This window comes from Pseudomonas oryzihabitans (genome assembly GCF_032027545.1).
GTDB classification, from domain to species: Bacteria; Pseudomonadota; Gammaproteobacteria; order Pseudomonadales; family Pseudomonadaceae; genus Chryseomonas; species Chryseomonas oryzihabitans_F.
Window position 1 is genome coordinate 393034 of record NZ_JAVSJB010000005.1, and the last position, 16771, is coordinate 409804.

Annotated in this window: 18 protein-coding genes; 13 read left to right on the forward strand and 5 right to left on the reverse strand. The window is 67.9% G+C overall.

The genetic code is table 11. The features are described from left to right. Positions 1-109 precede the first annotated feature (109 nt). Entirely contained in the window at positions 110-1003 is an 894-nt protein-coding gene (pdxY, locus tag RND78_RS11350; protein ID WP_312728801.1) for a pyridoxal kinase PdxY, read from the forward strand. Between the two features lie 311 nt (positions 1004-1314). On the opposite strand, the gene dksA is transcribed toward pdxY, so the two are convergent. Continuing rightward, positions 1315-1719 (reverse strand): RNA polymerase-binding protein DksA, encoded by a 405-nt coding sequence (dksA, locus tag RND78_RS11355; RefSeq protein ID WP_312728803.1) that lies wholly within the window; start codon positions 1717-1719, stop codon positions 1315-1317. Positions 1720-1911: 192 nt separating this feature from the next. On the opposite strand from dksA, the gene RND78_RS11360 reads away from it, so the two are divergent. From RND78_RS11360 to otnI, 6 genes are all read left to right on the forward strand, one after another. Then, complete coding sequence (locus RND78_RS11360; RefSeq protein WP_295461941.1) at positions 1912-2616, forward strand: FadR/GntR family transcriptional regulator; 705 nt, start codon at positions 1912-1914, stop codon at positions 2614-2616. Positions 2617-2637: 21 nt separating this feature from the next. Beyond that, positions 2638-3531: an L-threonate dehydrogenase gene (gene ltnD / locus RND78_RS11365; RefSeq protein ID WP_312728808.1), complete on the forward strand. Its 894-nt coding sequence runs from the start codon at positions 2638-2640 to the stop codon at positions 3529-3531. 5 nt (positions 3532-3536) lie between these two features. Further along, a complete protein-coding gene (gene otnK, locus RND78_RS11370) occupies positions 3537-4829 on the forward strand; it encodes a 3-oxo-tetronate kinase (protein ID WP_312728810.1) in 1293 nt (430 codons plus the stop codon). Beyond that, positions 4826-5464: an aldolase gene (locus tag RND78_RS11375; RefSeq protein ID WP_312728812.1), complete on the forward strand. Its 639-nt coding sequence runs from the start codon at positions 4826-4828 to the stop codon at positions 5462-5464. Before otnK ends, RND78_RS11375 begins: the two co-directional genes overlap by 4 nt. 139 nt (positions 5465-5603) lie before the next feature. After that, complete coding sequence (locus tag RND78_RS11380) at positions 5604-7064, forward strand: SLC13 family permease (protein ID WP_312728814.1); 1461 nt, start codon at positions 5604-5606, stop codon at positions 7062-7064. Between the two features lie 15 nt (positions 7065-7079). Further along, complete coding sequence (otnI, locus tag RND78_RS11385) at positions 7080-7859, forward strand: 2-oxo-tetronate isomerase (RefSeq protein ID WP_312728816.1); 780 nt, start codon at positions 7080-7082, stop codon at positions 7857-7859. Between the two features lie 201 nt (positions 7860-8060). Here the strand turns inward: otnI and RND78_RS11390 are convergent, their stop codons facing one another. Further along, entirely contained in the window at positions 8061-8612 is a 552-nt protein-coding gene (locus RND78_RS11390; protein ID WP_312728818.1) for a sugar ABC transporter ATPase, read from the reverse strand. 102 nt (positions 8613-8714) lie between these two features. On the opposite strand from RND78_RS11390, the gene xseA reads away from it, so the two are divergent. Together xseA and RND78_RS11400 are read left to right on the forward strand one after the other, a co-directional pair. Then, positions 8715-10094, forward strand: coding sequence for an exodeoxyribonuclease VII large subunit (xseA, locus tag RND78_RS11395; protein WP_312728820.1), 1380 nt, complete (start codon positions 8715-8717; stop codon positions 10092-10094). A 73-nt stretch (positions 10095-10167) separates the two neighbouring features. After that, positions 10168-11205 (forward strand): purine nucleoside permease, encoded by a 1038-nt coding sequence (locus RND78_RS11400; protein WP_312728822.1) that lies wholly within the window; start codon positions 10168-10170, stop codon positions 11203-11205. 209 nt (positions 11206-11414) lie between these two features. Here the strand turns inward: RND78_RS11400 and RND78_RS11405 are convergent, their stop codons facing one another. Then, positions 11415-11669, reverse strand: a complete 255-nt coding sequence (locus tag RND78_RS11405) for a hypothetical protein (protein ID WP_312728824.1) — start codon at positions 11667-11669, stop codon at positions 11415-11417. Between the two features lie 163 nt (positions 11670-11832). Here RND78_RS11405 and RND78_RS11410 point away from each other — a divergent pair, with 163 nt between their 5' ends. From RND78_RS11410 to RND78_RS11420, 3 genes are all read left to right on the forward strand, one after another. Further along, positions 11833-12936: an L-dopachrome tautomerase-related protein gene (locus RND78_RS11410; RefSeq protein WP_312728826.1), complete on the forward strand. Its 1104-nt coding sequence runs from the start codon at positions 11833-11835 to the stop codon at positions 12934-12936. 76 nt (positions 12937-13012) lie between these two features. After that, the gene (locus RND78_RS11415) at positions 13013-13834 is read left to right on the forward strand and encodes a peptidoglycan DD-metalloendopeptidase family protein (RefSeq protein WP_312728828.1); all 822 of its coding nucleotides are present in this window, start codon (positions 13013-13015) and stop codon (positions 13832-13834) included. 107 nt (positions 13835-13941) lie between these two features. Beyond that, positions 13942-14148, forward strand: coding sequence for a hypothetical protein (locus RND78_RS11420; protein ID WP_312728829.1), 207 nt, complete (start codon positions 13942-13944; stop codon positions 14146-14148). A 262-nt stretch (positions 14149-14410) separates the two neighbouring features. On the opposite strand, the gene RND78_RS11425 is transcribed toward RND78_RS11420, so the two are convergent. Then, complete coding sequence (locus RND78_RS11425) at positions 14411-14965, reverse strand: DUF488 domain-containing protein (RefSeq protein WP_312728830.1); 555 nt, start codon at positions 14963-14965, stop codon at positions 14411-14413. A gap of 6 nt (positions 14966-14971) precedes the next feature. Continuing rightward, positions 14972-15361, reverse strand: a complete 390-nt coding sequence (locus tag RND78_RS11430; RefSeq protein WP_312728831.1) for a DUF6491 family protein — start codon at positions 15359-15361, stop codon at positions 14972-14974. A 112-nt stretch (positions 15362-15473) separates the two neighbouring features. On the opposite strand from RND78_RS11430, the gene RND78_RS11435 reads away from it, so the two are divergent. After that, the gene (locus tag RND78_RS11435) at positions 15474-16754 is read left to right on the forward strand and encodes a mechanosensitive ion channel family protein (protein ID WP_312728832.1); all 1281 of its coding nucleotides are present in this window, start codon (positions 15474-15476) and stop codon (positions 16752-16754) included. Positions 16755-16771: the final 17 nt, after the last annotated feature.

Genomic DNA, 16771 nt, shown 5'->3' on the forward strand with positions numbered 1-16771 from the left:
CCGCACTGCCGATGCAGACCGCCACAGCCGGGGTAGGGTTCGCCCGAAGGGCTAGGGTAAGCTGCCTCTTTTCGGCTCACACCGCGAGCCCGCTGCCCAGGTGACCGCCATGCCCGCCACCCCTCCCGCCCAGCCGCCGCTGGTGCTATCCATCCAGTCCCATGTGGCCTACGGCCACGTCGGCAATGCCGCCGCCACCCTGCCGCTGCAACTGCTCGGCCTGCAGCCAGTGGTGGTCAACACCGTGCAATTCTCCAATCACACCGGTTACGGCGAGTTCAAGGGCCAGGTCTTTCCGCCCGAACACATCCACGACGTGCTCGACGGCCTGCGCGCCCGGGGCGTGCTGGAACGCTGCGTGGCGGTGCTCTCCGGCTACCTGGGCGACGCCGCCATCGGCGAGGTGATCCTCGGCGTGGTGCAGGAGATCCGTCGCCAGCGCAGCGACCTGCACTACCTCTGCGACCCGGTGATGGGCGACGTTGGCCGCGGCATCTTCGTCCGTCCCGGCATCCCCGAGTTCCTGCGCCGCCGCGCCATCGAGCAGGCCAGCCTGATCACCCCCAACCAGTACGAATTCGAGCTGCTGCATGGCCAGCCGCTGGTCGATACTGCCGATGCCGTAGCCGCTGCCCGACTGCTGCTCGGTCGCCCCGGCCAACCGGGTCCGGCGACCATCGTCATCACCAGCCTGCGCACCCCGGACCTGCCCGCCGACGTCCTCAGCACCCTGGTGGTGGAGACGAACGACGCCTGGCTGGTGCAGACCCCCTACCTGGATCTGCAACCGCTGCCCAATGGCATGGGCGACGTCTTTTCCGCGGTGCTGCTCGGCCAGTTGCTCAACGGCCAGTCCACGCCCGCCGCGGCATCCCATGCGGTCAGCGCCCTCTACGCCCTGGTCGCCCGCACCGGCCCCGGCAGCCGCGACCTGCCGCTGATCGCCGCGCGCGAGCAGATCGTGCATCCGGGCGAGCTGTTCGAGGCGCGGCGGCTGGCGTAGGTTGGGTTGAGCACCAGCGAAGCCCAACGGAGCCGGGCTCTGTTGGGCTTCGACGATGGAGCCGTCTCAACTCAACCTACGCGTGCGCTTTGCCCCCTCTCCCCGCGGGAGCGGGCTGGGGTGAGGGCAACCCTTCACGCCTGAGCCCTTGAGCGCGTGGAAAACGCTGCGCGGTTTTCCACCCTACCTGCCTGTTGGGCTTCGACGATGGGGCTGTCTCAACCCAACCTACGGGTATCCCTTCCTGCTCCATACCGCCCCCTCTCCCCCCGGGAGAGGGCTAGGGTGAGGGAAAGCCCAGCTACCGCCCCTCACGACGACTGCATATGCCGCTCGCGCTGCTCCTGGCGCTCCTTGGCCTCCACGCTCAGGGTCGCGGTAGGCCGCAACAGCAGGCGCGCCAGGCCGATGGGTTCGCCGGTTTCCTCGCACCAGCCGTACTCATCGCGGGCCAGGCGCTCCAGGGCTTCGTCGATCTTGTCCAGCAGCTTCTTCTCGCGCTCCAGTTGGCGCAGTTGCCATTGGCGCTGCTGCTCGGCGTTGCCGACGTCGGCCGGATCGCCATGGGCCTCCATGCCGCGCAGGTCTTCCACCTGCTCGTCGATCAGTCGCTGCAGATCCGCTCTCTGACCGAGCAGCAGCTCGCGAAAGAAAGCGCGCTGGGCCTCGTTCATGTAGGCCGACTCTGGTTGGGCAAGAAGTTCTTCGGGGGTCATGATCACGCTCTCATCGACATAAACGTTACAATATAACATCTATGTAACGTTTTTCTCTTCTTCATCCGTCTAGCGAGACCATCACAAAATTTCGTAGTGCTTCGACGAAAACCACTACACAAAGCCAAAAGGCTATGAGAAAGTAAAACCACAACCTGTATGACAACCTTACAACCACATAAGCAGGTCTCCATGTTCGCCAAGGTCCCCGCCAATGTCCTGAGCGACAACGTCGCCCAGCAGCTGCTGGATAAGATCGAAGCCGGTGTGTTCGCCCCCGGCAGCAAGATTCCCAGCGAAGCGCTGCTTTCCGAAGCCTTCGGGGTCAGCCGCACCGTGGTGCGCGAGGCCATCTCGCGGCTGAAGAACGAAGGCGTGCTGCAGCCCCAGCAGGGCCGCGGCATCTTCGTCACCGCCCATGCCACCATCCGCCCACTGCGTATCGACGCCGACGAAGCCAGCCTGCCCGGCAGCGTCTTCCATCTGCTGGCGCTGCGCCGCGCCATCGAGGCGGAGATCGCCTCCGAGGCTGCCATCAACCGTAGCGAGGCCGATCTGGTCGCCATCGACGAGGCCCTGGCGGCCATCGACGAAGACGTCGCCGACGGTCACGACGGGGTGCGCGCCGACGTGGCCTTCCATCGCACCATCGCCCAGGCCGCCGGCAACCCCTACTTCATCAAGACCCTGGAATTCGTCAGCCAGTACCTGGAGACGGCCACCCGCATCACCCGCACCAACGAGGCGCGGCGCGAGGACTTCTCCCGCCAGGTGCACGAAGAGCACCAGGCCATCGTCGCCGCCATCCGCCTCGGCGATCCCCTGGCCGCCGCCAATGCCGCCCGCCAGCACATCTACAACGCCGCCCGCCGTCTACGGCAGGCCGGCTTCGCCTGACCTTTTCTGGAGAACAACAAGATGCAAGACAACGTCGGTGTCATCGGCCTCGGGGCCATGGGTCTGGGCGTCGCCCGTTCGCTGCTGCGTGCCGGCTTCGCCGTGCATGCCTGCGATGTGCGCGCCAGCGTGCTGGAGTCCTTCGCCAGCGAAGGCGGGGTGGCCTGCACCTCGCCCGCGGCCCTGGCCGACAGCTGCGACATCCTCATCACGGTGGTGGTCAACGCCGAGCAGACCGAAGCCGTGCTGTTCGGCGAAGGCGGTGCGGTCGCCGCCCTGCGTCCCGGTAGCCTGGTGATCGCCTGCGCCACCGTGGCCCCCGCCTACGCCGTCGAGCTGGGCGAGCGCCTGGGCGAGCGGGGCATCCTGCTGCTGGACGCCCCGCTCTCCGGTGGCGCCGCTAAGGCCGCCAGTGGCGAGATGACCATGATGACCTCCGGCACCGCCGCGGCCTACGCCAAGGGCGAGGCGGTGCTGGCCGCCATGGCCGGCAAGGTCTATCGCCTGGGCGATGCGCCCGGCCAGGGTTCCAAGGTCAAGATCATCAACCAGCTCTTGGCCGGGGTGCACATCGCCGCCTCCGCCGAGGCCATGGCCCTGGGCCTGCGCGAAGGTGTCGATCCGGACGCCCTCTACGAAGTCATCACCCATAGCGCCGGCAATTCCTGGATGTTCGAGAATCGCGTGCCGCATATCCTCAAGGCCGACTACACCCCGCTGTCCGCCGTGGACATCTTCGTCAAGGACCTGGGCCTGGTGCTGGATACCGCGCGCACCTCGAAATTCCCGCTGCCGCTGTCGGCCACCGCCCACCAGATGTTCATGCAGGCCTCCACCGCGGGCCATGGTCGTGAAGACGACTCGGCGGTGATCAAGATCTTCCCGGGCATCGAGCTGCCCAAGGCCGCGGAGTGAGACCGATGAGCGCGACCGAGACCCGCCCGCTGCTGGGCTGCATCGCCGACGACTTCACCGGCGCCACCGATCTCGCCAACATGCTGGTGCGCGGTGGCATGCGCACCGTGCAGGTGATCGGCGTGCCCGCGGCCGACGCCGTACTCGACGCCGCCGACGCCGTGGTAGTGGCGCTGAAATCCCGCACCACGCCGGCCGCCGAGGCGGTGAGCGAATCCCTGGCCGCCCTCGCCTGGCTGCGCCAGCGCGGTTGCCGGCAATTCTTCTTCAAGTACTGCTCCACCTTCGACTCCACCGCCGCGGGCAACATCGGCCCGGTAGCCGAGGCCCTGCAGGAGGCGCTGGATTGCGACTTCACCCTGGCCTGCCCAGCCTTCCCGGAGACCGGGCGCACCCTGTTCCGCGGCCATCTGTTCGTCCAGGATCTGTTGCTCAGCGAGTCCGGCATGCAGCACCACCCGCTGACGCCCATGGGCGACGCCAACCTGGTGCGGGTGCTGCAGGCGCAGAGCCGCGGCACCGTCGGCCTGCTGCGCTACGATCAGGTCGCCAAGGGCCCCGAGGCCGTGCGCCAGGCCATCGCCGAGCTGCGCGAGTCAGGTCATCGACTGGCCATCGCCGATGCCCTGTCCGACGCCGATCTGCACACCCTGGGCGCGGCCTGTGCCGAGCTACCCCTGGTCACCGGCGGTTCGGGCATCGCCCAGGGCCTGCCGGAGAATTTCCGCCGCGCCGGCCTGCTCCAGGCGCACGACGCCGCCGCCCTCGACCTGCCCGCCGGTGGCGAGGCGGTCCTGGCCGGCAGTGCCTCCCAGGCCACCAACGGCCAGGTCGCCGCCTGGCTGGAAGCCGGTCGCCCCGCCCTGCGCCTCGATCCGCTGGCCCTGGCCCAGGGTGACGAGTCCATCGACGCCGCCCTCGCCTGGGCCCGTGACCAGGGCCAGGCCGTGCTCATCTATGCCACCAGCCCCGCCGACGAGGTCAAGGGCATCCAGCGCGAGCTGGGCGTGGCCCGCGCCGGTGAACTGGTGGAGCGTGCCCTCGGCCTGATCGCCCGGGGCCTGTTCGATCAAGGCGTGCGCCGCCTGGTGGTGGCCGGCGGCGAGACCTCCGGCGCCGTGGTCCAGGCCCTGGGCGTACGGACCCTGCGCATCGGCGCCCAGATCGATCCGGGCGTGCCGGCCACCCTCGGCCAGGTCGCGGGCGAACCCCTGGCCCTGGCGCTCAAGTCCGGCAACTTCGGCAGCCGTGACTTCTTCGCCAAGGCCCTGCGCCAGCTGGCGGGAGAACAGCCATGAGCGCCGAAGCCCGGCTACGCGAAGAGATCTGCACCGTCGGCGCCAGTCTCTATGCCCGCGGTTACACCGTGGGCAGCGCCGGCAACATCAGCGCCCGCCTGGAAGACGGCTGGCTGATCACCCCCACCGATGCCTGCCTGGGTCGCCTCGATCCGGCGGCCATCGCCAAGGTCGGCCTGGACGGCGACTGGGTCTCCGGCGACAAGCCGTCCAAGACCCTGGCCCTGCATCGCCAGGTCTATGACCGCAATCCCGGGGTGGGCGGGGTGGTGCACACCCATTCCACCCACCTGGTGGCCCTGACCCTGGCGGGCGTCTGGCGCCCGGACGACATCCTGCCGCCGATCACCCCCTACCAGGTGATGAAGGTCGGCCATATCCCGCTGATTCCCTATGCCCGCCCGGGCGCTGCGAGCGTCGCCGAGCAGGTAGCGCAACTGGCCAACCAGGTCCGCGGGGTGATGCTCGAACGCCTCGGCCCGGTGGTCTGGGAGAGCAGCGTGAGCAAGGCCAGCTTCGCCCTGGAGGAGCTGGAAGAAACCGCGCGGCTGTGGCTGCTCAGCGAGCCGCGCCCGGCGCCGCTCGATGCCGCCGCGCTGGCCGAACTGGCGGAGACCTTCGGCGCCGTCTGGTGACCTGAAGCCCGCCCCCTGAAATACCCGCCCACGATGGCCGCCGTTGGCCGTCGCGGGATCGGCTTGCCCTGAACAACAACAATAGCGAGGAAAGTGCCATGTCCCACGTCGTCAGCCCTACCCGCCCGGAGCACCGCTCATGAGTCCGTTGCTGCTGGTCCTCATCGCCGCGGCGGGGATCGCCCTGCTGCTGTTCCTGGTCCTCAAGTACAAGTTCCAGCCCTTCGTGGCGCTGATGCTGGTGAGCATCCTGGTGGCCCTGGCCGCCGGCGTGGAGCCCTCCAAGCTGGTGGCCACCATCGAAGGCGGCATGGGCAAGATCCTTGGCCACATCGCCATCATCATCGCCCTGGGCGCCATGATCGGTCGCATCATCGAACTCTCCGGCGGCGCCGAGGCCCTGGCCAAGACGCTGATCGAGCGCTTCGGCAACAGACGTACGCCGCTGGCGCTGACCCTGGCCGGCTTCCTGGTCGGTATCCCGGTGTTCTTCGAGGTCGGGGTCATCGTGCTGATGCCGCTGGCCTATGGCATCGCCCGCACCGCGCGCAAGCCACTGATCGTCTTTGCCCTGCCGATGTGCGCCACCATGCTCACGGTGCACGCCATGCTGCCGCCCCACCCGGGCGCCGTGGCCGCCGCCGGCCAACTGGGCGCCGACCTGGGTCGGGTGCTGCTGTTCGGCCTGCCGATCACCGCCGTGCTGGCCCTGATCGGCTGGTGGGTGGCCGGGCGCATGAACCGTCGTCACTACCCCATGACCGACGACATCCGTAGCGACGTCTATGGTCCGCAGATCACCGACACCCACCTGCAGCAGTGGGGCCGCGGCCAGGACATGGCCCCCGGGCTGCCCAGCCTCGGCGCCGCCGCGGTCAAGGTCGACGAGACCCCGGCCGGCCTCGCCGCCGGTCTGCCGCCCGCCCCGGCCCCCGGCTTCGGCCTGGTGGTGACCCTGATCCTGCTGCCCATCGTGCTGATCCTGCTGGGCACCCTGGCCACCAGTTGGCTGCCCGCCGGCAACCTGCTGCGCGACATCCTCACCGTGGTCGGCGCGCCCCTGGTGGCCCTGCTGATCGACACCCTGCTGTGCGCCTATGTGCTGGGCTTCCGCCGCGGCTGGTCGCGCGAGCAGGTCTCGGATGTCATCGGCTCGGCGCTGCCCGGCGTCGCCATGGTCATCCTCATCGCCGGTGCCGGCGGCGTCTTCGGCAAGGTGCTGGTGGACACCGGCATCGGTGCGGTGGTCTCGGAGCTGCTGCGCGCCACCGGCCTGCCGGTGCTGGCGCTGGGCTTCGTGCTGACCCTGCTGCTGCGCGCGGTACAGGGCTCCACCACCGTGGCTCTGGTCACCACCGCCGGCATCCTCGGCCCGCTGATCGCCACCCTGGACCTCTCGGCCAACCACATGGCCCTGCTGTGCCTGGCCATGGGCGCCGGCGGCCTGGCCGTGTCGCACATCAACGACGCTGGCTACTGGATCTTCACCAAGCTGGTCGGGCTGAGCGTCGCCGACGGCTTGCGTACCTGGACCGTCCTGACCACCCTGCTGGGGTGCCTGGGCTTCGCCATCACCCTGCTGCTCTGGCCCTTCGTCTGATCTGGGAGACAAGCCATGCCCCGCTTCGCCGCCAACCTCAGCATGCTCTACCCCGAGCATGCCTTCCTCGACCGCTTCGCCGCCGCTGCGGCGGACGGCTTCCAGGCCGTGGAATACCTCTTTCCCTATGAGCACTCCGCCGCCGAGATCAAGACGCGCCTGGACGCCGCCGGCCTGACCCAGGTGCTGTTCAACGCCCCGCCCGGCGACTGGGCGGCCGGCGAACGCGGCCTGGCCGCCCTGCCCGGTCGCGAAGCCGAGTGCCGCGCCGGCATCGACCTCGCCCTGGAGTACGCCGCGGTACTGGGCAATCGCCTGGTGCACGTCATGGCCGGCCTGCTGCCCGCCGAGGTCGACCGGGCCCGCGCCCGCGATACCTACCTGGGCAACCTGGCCCATGCTGCCGAGCAGGCGGCCAAGGCCGGGGTGACGATCCTCATAGAGCCCATCAACCCGCGCGACATGCCCGGCTACTTCCTCAATCGCCAGGACGACGCCCAGGCCATCCGCCAGGCCATCGGCGCTGACAATCTCAAGGTGCAATTCGACTGCTACCACTGCCAGATCGTCGAGGGCGACGTCAGCAAGACCTTCGAGCGCGACTTCGCCGGTATCGGCCACGTGCAGATCGCCGGGGTGCCCGACCGCCACGAACCGGACCTGGGGGAATTGCACTACCCCTATCTGTTCGAACGCTTCGACGCCCTCGGCTACGACGGCTGGATCGGCTGCGAGTACCGTCCGCGGGGTGACACCTCGGCCGGGTTGGAGTGGTTGCGCAAGCTCAAGGCGTAGCTTGTAGCGTGGACGACGGCGCAGCCTTGTCCACTGTCATACCGCGCCGTCCAGTGGAAAACGCTGCGCGGTTTTCCACGCTACGGATCTACGGGCGTATCCAGAAATCGCGGCCATGGGCCGCTCCTACGGGTACGTCAGAGTCCTGTAGGAGCGGCCCATGGCCGCGATAGGGCATGCAAGCGCTGCAATGAACCGCCCCTACACCTCCACCACCGCCAACGGCTGCCCCAGCCTCCTCCGGAATTCCTCCAGGAAGCTTGGAGCGAAGGCCCGCGCCGGCCAGTGGTTGAAGATGAAGCCCAGGTCGGAAAAGGCGCAGGGCTGCGGGAAGTCGAAGCCGTTGATGTCGTCTTCGTGGTCGCATTCCGGACAGGCGAAGTTGTCGCTCTCCGCCGGCATCCACACCTCCAGGTGCTCGAACAGCGCTTCGCCGATCTCGCGGCGACAGGCAGGGCAGCGCGCCCGGCCCTCGAAGCCGTCCAGCGGGGTGAAGATGCAGCGCTCGGTGACGATCTCCAGACCGCCGTCGGGATAGTCGCGCGGATCGTCCATGCCCGGCGTCAGCCGCAGCACCTCGGTCAGCCGGGGCCCCGGTGCATGGCCGCGTCGACCGCGGCTGGGCAGGCAGGGCGAGGCCTCGGCCCGGACCACGCCAGCGGCGGCGAGCCAGCCGAGGATTTCCACGGCCGTACGCTCCACCCGCGGATGGCTGGAAATGCGGGGAGCGAGGATGGTCTGGCGCAGGGTCATGGAACCTAGGTCTCGAAGAACGGGAGGCGCAGCTTAATGTGCTGCTCGCCGCGCGCCCAGAGCTGCTAAGGTGAGGCCGACGAAAGCCACAGAAAGCGCCCCATGTTCAAGGACCCCTTCGCCCGCCTCGGCCTCGACCGCGAGGTGCTCAGCGTCAGCCAGCTCAACAGCCGTGCCCGGGTGCTGCTGGAGGATGTCTTCGCCCAGGTCTGGGTCGAGGGCGAGATCTCCAACCTGGCCAAGCCCGCGTCGGGCCACCTGTATTTCACCCTCAAGGATGGCCAGGCCCAGGTGCGTTGCGCGCTATTCCGCCAGCACGCCAGCCGGGTGCGCCAGGCCCTGCGCGACGGCCTGGCGGTGAAGGTGCGCGGCAAGGTCTCGCTGTTCGAAGGCCGCGGCGACTACCAGCTGATCCTCGACAGCGTCGAACCGGCCGGCGATGGCGCCCTGCGCCTGGCCTTCGAAGCGCTCAAGGAGCGGCTGGCCGCCGAAGGCCTGTTCGCCGCCGAACGCAAGCGGCCGCTGCCCGCTCATCCCCAACGGATCGGTATCGTCTCCTCGCCCACCGGCGCGGTGATCCGCGATATCGTCAGCGTCTTCAAGCGCCGCGCGCCCCAGGTGGAGCTGACGCTGATCCCCACCGCCGTACAGGGCCGCGAGGCCACCGCCCAGATCGTTCGCGCCCTGCAACTGGCTGATCGCCAGGGCTTCGATGCCCTGATCCTGGCCCGCGGCGGTGGCTCCCTGGAAGACCTTTGGTGCTTCAACGAAGAACCCGTGGCCCGCGCCCTGGCCGCCTGCCAGACGCCGGTGGTGAGCGCCGTGGGCCACGAGACCGATGTCTCCATCGCCGACTTCGTCGCCGATGTCCGCGCCCCTACCCCTTCGGCGGCGGCAGAGCTGCTGGCGCCCCATAGCGCCGATCTGCGCCAACGCCTGGACGGCCTGCATCGCCAGCTGCTGCTGCGCATGCGTGAGCGCCTGGCCCGGGAGCGCCTGCGCCTGGAGGCCTGTAGCCGCCGCCTGCGCCATCCCGGCGAGCGGCTGCGCCAGCAGGCCCAGCGCCTGGACGACCTGGACCTGCGCCTGAGACGCGCCTATGTCATCGCCCAGAATCGCCGCCGGGATAGCCTGGCGCATCTGGAAACCCGCCTGGCTGGCCAGCATCCCGGTCGCCAGCTGGCCCTGTTGCGGCAACGCCTGGAGCAACTGGCCGAGCGGCTGCCCCGGGTGATGCAGCGGCAGTTGAAGGAGCGTCAGCAACGCCTGGCCGGCGCCGTGCAGACGCTGCAGATCGTCAGCCCCCTGGCGACCCTGGGTCGTGGCTACAGCATCCTGCTCGACGAGCGCGGCCAGGCCGTGCGTTCCGCCGCCGAGGTCGCCAATGGGCAAAAACTCACTGCTCGACTCGCCCAGGGCGAATTGGCGGTGCGGGTACTGGACAATCACCAGGAACCAACCACTCTGTCTCTGTTGGACTAATCGGTCCAACCCAGACCGATGGTGGCACGCATCTTGAACCCTCGGTCAGGATTTCCCCCTACCGAGGCCCTCCATGCATTCCCTTCTCCGTGCATCCCTGTTCCCCCTTACCACCATCCTGCTGGCCAGCGCGGCCCAGGCCGCGACCCCGCCCGCCGCGCCGCTACAGCCCAAGGTCATGATCGTGGCGATGTTCGGCCCCGAGGCCCAGACCTGGATCGATCGCCTCAAGCTCACCCACAAGGTCGCGGTCGACGGGCTCTCCGCCGACTATCCCGACGTGCTCTGCAATGAGGCACGGGTGTGCCTGATGACCACCGGAATGGGGCATGCCAACGCCGCCGCCTCGACCCTGGCGCTGACCCTGTCGCCCAAGCTCGACCTCAAACATACCTACTTCCTGGTCGCCGGCATCGCCGGGATCAGCCCCAAGGAGGGCACCCTGGGCACCACCGCCTGGGCCCGCTACCTGGTGGACTTCGGTATCCAGTGGGAAATCGATTCGCGCGACGTACCCAAGGATTGGCCGACCGGCTACCTGGGCATCAACACCCGCAGCCCCAGCGAGAAACCACCGCTGGACTACAAGACCGAGGTGTTCGAGCTCAATGTGCGCCTGAGAGACAAGGCCTATGCCCTGTCCCGCCAGGCCGAGCTGACCGAGAGTGCGGAATCCAAGGCCTGGCGCCAACGTTACGACTACGCCCCGGCCAACCAGCCGCCCGTGGTGACCCGTTGCGACACCCTGGCCGGCGACACCTGGTATTCCGGCACCCGCCTCTCCGAACGCGCCGAGGAATGGACCCGCCTGCTCACCAATGGCCAGGGCCGCTACTGCACCACCCAGCAGGAAGACAACGCCACCTACGAGGCGCTGCTGCGCGCCAGCCGTCTGGGCAGGGTCGACCTGCAGCGCCTGGCGGTGGTCCGCGCCGGCTCGGACTTCGACCGTCCAGCCAAGGGCGCCTCCGAGGTGGACAACCTGCTCGACTATGCCAAGCAGGGCGGCTTCGCCCCGGCGCTGGAAAATCTCTATCGCACCGGCAATCCGCTGGTGCAGGAGATCGTCGAGCATTGGGATGTGTGGCAGAAGGGCGTTCCAGCCAGCTAAGAGCCTATTCAAAGTCAGCTGCGCGTCGGCCAAACGGCGTTGAAAATGGCCTGGGTCGCCAGCCCCACCTAGGCGGCCCCGTCGCAATGCTCATTTACTCTTTGTAAACTCGAGCGCGAGTCCGATCCGCTTCCTCAGCCATTTTCGTGGGGCCGCCCAGGCCTTGTTTGTCTCTAGCTCGCTAGACTTTGAACGGGCTCTAAAAAGCCCTACTGCGCCCGTTCCGTCCCCTGCGGCGTCGCCTGGGACGGATTGGCGGTGTCCGGCGCCCGTGGCGCCAACATGTCCTTGTGGGTCTGCTCCACGGTGCGGCCGGGCGACTGGGTCGCCGGATCGCTACCCGGCGCGCTCTTCTGCACCACCTCGCTGCGCTGGGGTGGCGGCGTCTCCGGCGGCTTGTCGCAACCGGCAAGCAGGGCGCTCAAGGTCAGCAGGGCCAGGCTGCTGGCGACTAGACGGGGCATGGTCTTCTCCTTTCGAGGTTTCAAGGAGGACTCCGCTAGTCCCGGTCGCGTTCCCGCGCGGCCGCACACCCGGCCGGTCGTCGGCCCTGGCGATCTTCCACGCGAACAGCGCAGTCGTACCTTCAGCGCCGGAGTCTTCCGGTAATCTGACAAGGATTCTGCCATGCCCAACCTCGCCCTCTCCCGCCTCGCCTTGGCCACCCTGCTGGCCCTGCCGCTGGCCTCTACTGCCTTCGCCGCCGAATCCAGTGCCAAACTGGAAAAGGTCGCCAGCTTCGATCACCAGGTCACCGGCGTCACCGTCAGCGAGAACGGGCGGATCTTTGTCAACTTCCCGCGCTGGACCGAAGACAGCGAGGTCTCGGTGGCTGAACTCAAACCCGACGGCAGCCTGGTGCCCTATCCGGACCCGGCCTGGAATGGCTGGCGCAACGCCCAGCGCGATGAGCTGACCCCGGGCAACCATTGGGTCTGCGTGCAATCCGTGGTGGCCGACGGTCGTGGCAGTCTCTGGGTGATCGACCCGGGCGCTCCGGCCCAGGCACTGGTGGTGCCCGGTGCGCCCAAGCTGGTGAAGATCGACCTGGCCAGCAACCAGGTGAGCAAGGTCTACGCCCTGGACGAGAGCGTGGCGCCCCAGGGCAGCTACCTCAACGACGTGAGATTCAGCCCGGATGGGCGCCATGCCTATATCACCGATTCCGGTGCCCGCGGCGCCCTGGTGGTGCTGGACCTGGACAGCGGCAAGGCCCGTCGCGCCCTGGACGGCGATCCCAGCACCCAGGCCGAGAAGGGCGTCAAGGTCAAGGCCGATGGCAAGCCGCTGGTGCGGCCGGACGGTCGCGGCGTGGAATTCGCCGCCGACGGTATCGCCCTCTCGCCGGCTGGCGACTATCTCTACTGGCAGGCGGTCAAGGGCAACACCCTCTATCGCATCCCCACCGCCGCGCTGCAGGGCGACGACCTCGCCAGCCTGCCCGGCAAGGTGGAAAAGGTCGGCGAGAACGGTCCGGCCGATGGCCTGCTGATGGACCCGCAAGGGCGCCTCTATGTCAGCTCGGTGGAAGAGCATGCGGTGAAAGTCCGCGAGAACGGCCAGCTCACCACCTTGGTCCAGGACAAGAAGCTGAGCTGGCCGGACACCTTCGCCCGCGGCCCGGACGGCACCGTCTACGTCACGGATTCGCGCATCCCCGAGATGAGCTTCTTCGATCCCAAGCAGGAGCCGGCGCTGGAAACCGTCCTCTACAAGATCGTCCCCAACTGACCAAGGGGACCCGGGGCGCCTTGCCCTGCGGCCCTCGCCTGCTCCAGCATGGGCGTTTTCGCCACCGGATGCGCCCATGCCCCGCCTGTTCGCCCTGCTCTGCTGCCTGCTGCTGACCCTTCCCGCCCACGCTGGCACCTATCTGCAACGCCTGCTGGACAAGCCCGTGCCGGGGGGCGTGGCCGTGGTGCCGGTCCCCGGCGATCAGGCGCCGCGGGTGAACTACCAGGACAAGCCGGTACTGGTGGTCAAGGACGGCAACGGCTGGGTGGCCATCGTCGGCATCCCCCTGGGCACTGCCACCGGGCGTCAACAGCTGGCGGTCGCCGGCGCTGCGCCCCAGGCCTTCACGGTCGGCAGCCGGCACTACGCCGAGCAGCGCATCACCCTGAAGAACCAGCGTCAGGTCACCCCCAATCCCGAGGACCTCAAGCGTTTCGCGCGCGAGCTGGCCGAACAGCAGGCTGCCTATCGCCTCTTCTCGCCGAACCAGCCGAGCAACCTGCTGCTGGACAAACCGGTGGACGGCCCGCTGTCCAGCCCCTTCGGCCTGCGCCGCTTCTTCAATGGCCAGGAGCGCAACCCCCACTCGGGCCTGGACTTCGCCGTGCCGGCCGGCACCCCGGTCAAGGCCCCCGCCGCCGGCAAGGTGGTGCTGGTGGGCGACTACTTCTTCAACGGCAAGACGGTGTTCGTCGACCACGGCCAGGGCTTCATCAGCATGTTCTGCCACCTCTCGCGGATCGACGTCCAGGTCGGTCAGCAGGTCCCCCGCGGCGGGGTGGTCGGTCGCGTCGGCAGCACCGGGCGGGCCACCGGACCGCACCTACACTGGAACGTCAGCCTCAACGACGTACGCGTCGATCCGAGCATCTTCATCGGTGCCTTCAAGCCCTGAGCGGTGGCAAACAATTGGTAGCAGTCGCAGGCATTGCCAGATAGCGGGCTTCGGCTTAAAAGGAACGCCCTTTCTCACTGCGGCCGCCTGGGCCTGGAGCCGACGCCATGACTCAGAAACCCCGCTTCGGCAGTGCCCTCGGCAGCATCCTGCTGGTCGCCGCCGCCTGCTACCTGCTGGTCGGTTTCTCCCAGGGCTTCGTGCTGTCGGCCTGGTCCTGGCGCACCTGGGTGGTCTACGCCGTGCTGGTCAGCGTCTATCCCATCGGCTTGTACGCCGGCTGGTGGAAGAAGCGCGAGCCGGTGGAGCGCTAGGTACTCTTTTTCTTTCTTAGAGCCTGTTCAACGTCTCGCGAGCTAGAGCCAAACAAGGCGCAACGACCAATGGGAGCAACAGCCAACGGCTGGCCCGCAGGGTGAGCGCTAGCGAATCAAAGGGCTGAGGAAGCGGATCGGACTCGCGCTCGGGTTTACGAGTGGTAAACGAGCATTGCGACGGGGCCGCCCAGGCGGGGCTGGCCCTCCAGGCCATTTTCAACGCAGTTTGGTCGACGCGCAGCAGACTTTGGACAGGCTCTTAGCCCCAGCCATGGCGGGCATAGGCCTGCTGCAGTCGCTCTTCCCGCGAGCTGAACAGATCGCCATCTGCCAGCCCGGTCGCGGCCAGTAGCCGATCCTCCAATTCCGCCTGGGACTCCAGCCGACCGTCCGGATGGATGTGCGTCACCGCCAGGCCCCGCCGCACCAGGCAGGGCGCCACCAGCAGCCCGCGATGACAGGTCAGGGGATCGCGCTCGGCGCACAGCAGGGCGATGCGCCAATGCGCCTGGCCCTGTTCCAGACGCGTCAATCCCTGCTGGAACAGGGCACTGGCGGCCAGGCGGTCATAGCGCACCTGCCCCGCTTCATAGTGCGCCGGGTCCGGGCTGCGCGCCCCGAGTTCCTTACCCAGAAAGACGTAGGTGATCCCCGCCGCCGCCAGCCCCTCGTGCAAGGCCTCGCGGCGATACTGGGGCACATGCCGGCTATAGGGTTGGGAGCGCACATCGGCCACCGCCGTCACGCCTTGCGCCTGGAGCAGTTCGACATAGTGCGCCAGCGGATGATTGGAATGGCCAAGGGTCAGGATCATGGCGGCTCAACGCAGCGGGTCGAGGCGGTACAGGCCGCCGATGGGGCACTCCAGCCGGCTGCCACGGGCATCGGTGGACACCAGGGCATCACCCGCCTGCAGGCCGGCGGCCCGCGAGCGATAGCCCAGGCGGTTGCCCGCCGCGAGATTGCCACAGGGCGCGGCGAAATCCACCAGGTAGGCGCGGCCCAGGCCGGTGCCCAAGGCCAGGTGGCGGTTGTCCAGATAGTGCCAGCCGGAAAGATCGAAGCCGAGGATGGTGTCCAGGGGCGCGCCCTGCCGATAGCCCAGTTCGGCCAGGCGATCATCCAGCGACGCCGGGCCGAAGGGGCGACCGGCGCAACCGGCCAGCAGCAGGACGGCACCGAGGGTGAGAAAGGCAGGGAAGACGCGCATGGAAATTTTCCTGGAAGAGCTGAACCTTGGACCGACCGTCAGCGACGAATACGGCAAGTGGAGCGCAGCTTTGCTAATGTCGCACCCGTAGTATCCCGCCCAGAGACCCCCTATGCCCACGGCCCTCACCCAACTGATCGCCGATCTCGAAAAACACCCGCAACTCACCATCCTGGTTGCCTGCCTCGGCTTGCTGCTCGCGGCTTGGCTGCTCAACTGGATCGTCAAGCGCATCCTGGTGCGCGGCTTCTATCGACTGTTGCGCAGCACCTCCTTCGGCCAGGACCAGGAACTCAACCACCACAGAGTCATCGGCCGGCTGGCCAACATCGTCCCCGCCCTGGTGCTCGCGGGCGGCATCGAACTGGTGCCCGGTTGCCCCGATGCCCTGGTCACCGTAGTGCAGAACGTCTGCAGCGCCTTCATCGTCCTGACCATCGCCCTGGCCCTGGGCAGCGCCCTCAACGTGGTCAACGTGCTCTATTCGCGGCGGCCCTCGGCGCGGCTCAAGCCGATCAAGGGCTACGTCCAGGTCAGCAAGATCGTCATCTACGCCATCGCGGTCATCCTGATGATCGCCACCCTGATCGACCGCTCGCCGCTGATCCTGCTCTCCGGCCTGGGTGCCATGGCCGCGGTACTGCTGCTGATCTTCCAGGACACCCTGCTGTCCCTGGTGGCCAGCGTGCAGATCTCCAGCAACGACATCATCCGCGTCGGCGACTGGATCGAGATGCCCCAGCTCAATGCCGACGGCGACGTCATCGACATCGCCCTGCACACGGTCAAGGTGCAGAACTTCGACAAGACCATCACCACCATCCCCACCAAGAGATTCATCACCGATTCCTTTCGCAACTACCGCGGCATGCAGGAAGCCGGTGGCCGGCGCATCAAGCGCTCGCTCAACATCGACCAGAACAGCGTGCACTTCCTCAGCGACGCCGAGCGCGAGCACCTGCACCGCTTCAACCTGCTGGACGACTACCTCACCGCCAAGGAGCAGGAACTGGCGGATTGGAACCGCAAGCTGGAGAAGCGCGGCCAGGAGCCGGTCAATACCCGCCGGGTGACCAACCTGGGGACCTTCCGGGCCTATGTGGAGCGCTACCTGCGCGCCCATCCCGGGGTGCGCCAGGACATGACCCTGCTGGTGCGCCAGATGCCGCTTTCCGCGGAAGGCCTGCCCATCGAGGTCTACTGCTTCACCAACACCACGGTGTGGGCGCAGTATGAAGGCATCCAGGGGGACATCTTCGATCACCTGCTCTCCATCCTCCCGGAATTCGGGCTGTACGTGTTCCAACACCCGAGCGGCCGCGATTTCCGCCTGCGCGGAGAACAGCGCGAGGCCATCACCTCCCTTGGAGAGCCGGACATCGCGGCGCTCTGATCCATAGCTCCAGGCGC

Bases quoted from the DNA above. Each gene is read 5' to 3' on its own strand.
- RND78_RS11420 (WP_312728829.1), top strand. From the start codon at position 13,942: ATGACTCAGAAACCCCGCTTCGGCAGTGCCCTCGGCAGCATCCTGCTG.
- pdxY (WP_312728801.1), top strand. From the start codon at position 110: ATGCCCGCCACCCCTCCCGCCCAGCCGCCGCTGGTGCTATCCATCCAG.
- RND78_RS11360 (WP_295461941.1), top strand. From the start codon at position 1,912: ATGTTCGCCAAGGTCCCCGCCAATGTCCTGAGCGACAACGTCGCCCAG.
- RND78_RS11390 (WP_312728818.1), bottom strand. From the start codon at position 8,612: ATGACCCTGCGCCAGACCATCCTCGCTCCCCGCATTTCCAGCCATCCG.
- xseA (WP_312728820.1), top strand. From the start codon at position 8,715: ATGTTCAAGGACCCCTTCGCCCGCCTCGGCCTCGACCGCGAGGTGCTC.
- RND78_RS11375 (WP_312728812.1), top strand. From the start codon at position 4,826: ATGAGCGCCGAAGCCCGGCTACGCGAAGAGATCTGCACCGTCGGCGCC.
- ltnD (WP_312728808.1), top strand. From the start codon at position 2,638: ATGCAAGACAACGTCGGTGTCATCGGCCTCGGGGCCATGGGTCTGGGC.
- RND78_RS11430 (WP_312728831.1), bottom strand. From the start codon at position 15,361: ATGCGCGTCTTCCCTGCCTTTCTCACCCTCGGTGCCGTCCTGCTGCTG.
- dksA (WP_312728803.1), bottom strand. From the start codon at position 1,719: ATGACCCCCGAAGAACTTCTTGCCCAACCAGAGTCGGCCTACATGAAC.
- RND78_RS11410 (WP_312728826.1), top strand. From the start codon at position 11,833: ATGCCCAACCTCGCCCTCTCCCGCCTCGCCTTGGCCACCCTGCTGGCC.
- RND78_RS11435 (WP_312728832.1), top strand. From the start codon at position 15,474: ATGCCCACGGCCCTCACCCAACTGATCGCCGATCTCGAAAAACACCCG.
- RND78_RS11415 (WP_312728828.1), top strand. From the start codon at position 13,013: ATGCCCCGCCTGTTCGCCCTGCTCTGCTGCCTGCTGCTGACCCTTCCC.
- otnK (WP_312728810.1), top strand. From the start codon at position 3,537: ATGAGCGCGACCGAGACCCGCCCGCTGCTGGGCTGCATCGCCGACGAC.
- RND78_RS11425 (WP_312728830.1), bottom strand. From the start codon at position 14,965: ATGATCCTGACCCTTGGCCATTCCAATCATCCGCTGGCGCACTATGTC.
- otnI (WP_312728816.1), top strand. From the start codon at position 7,080: ATGCCCCGCTTCGCCGCCAACCTCAGCATGCTCTACCCCGAGCATGCC.
- RND78_RS11400 (WP_312728822.1), top strand. From the start codon at position 10,168: ATGCATTCCCTTCTCCGTGCATCCCTGTTCCCCCTTACCACCATCCTG.
- RND78_RS11405 (WP_312728824.1), bottom strand. From the start codon at position 11,669: ATGCCCCGTCTAGTCGCCAGCAGCCTGGCCCTGCTGACCTTGAGCGCC.
- RND78_RS11380 (WP_312728814.1), top strand. From the start codon at position 5,604: ATGAGTCCGTTGCTGCTGGTCCTCATCGCCGCGGCGGGGATCGCCCTG.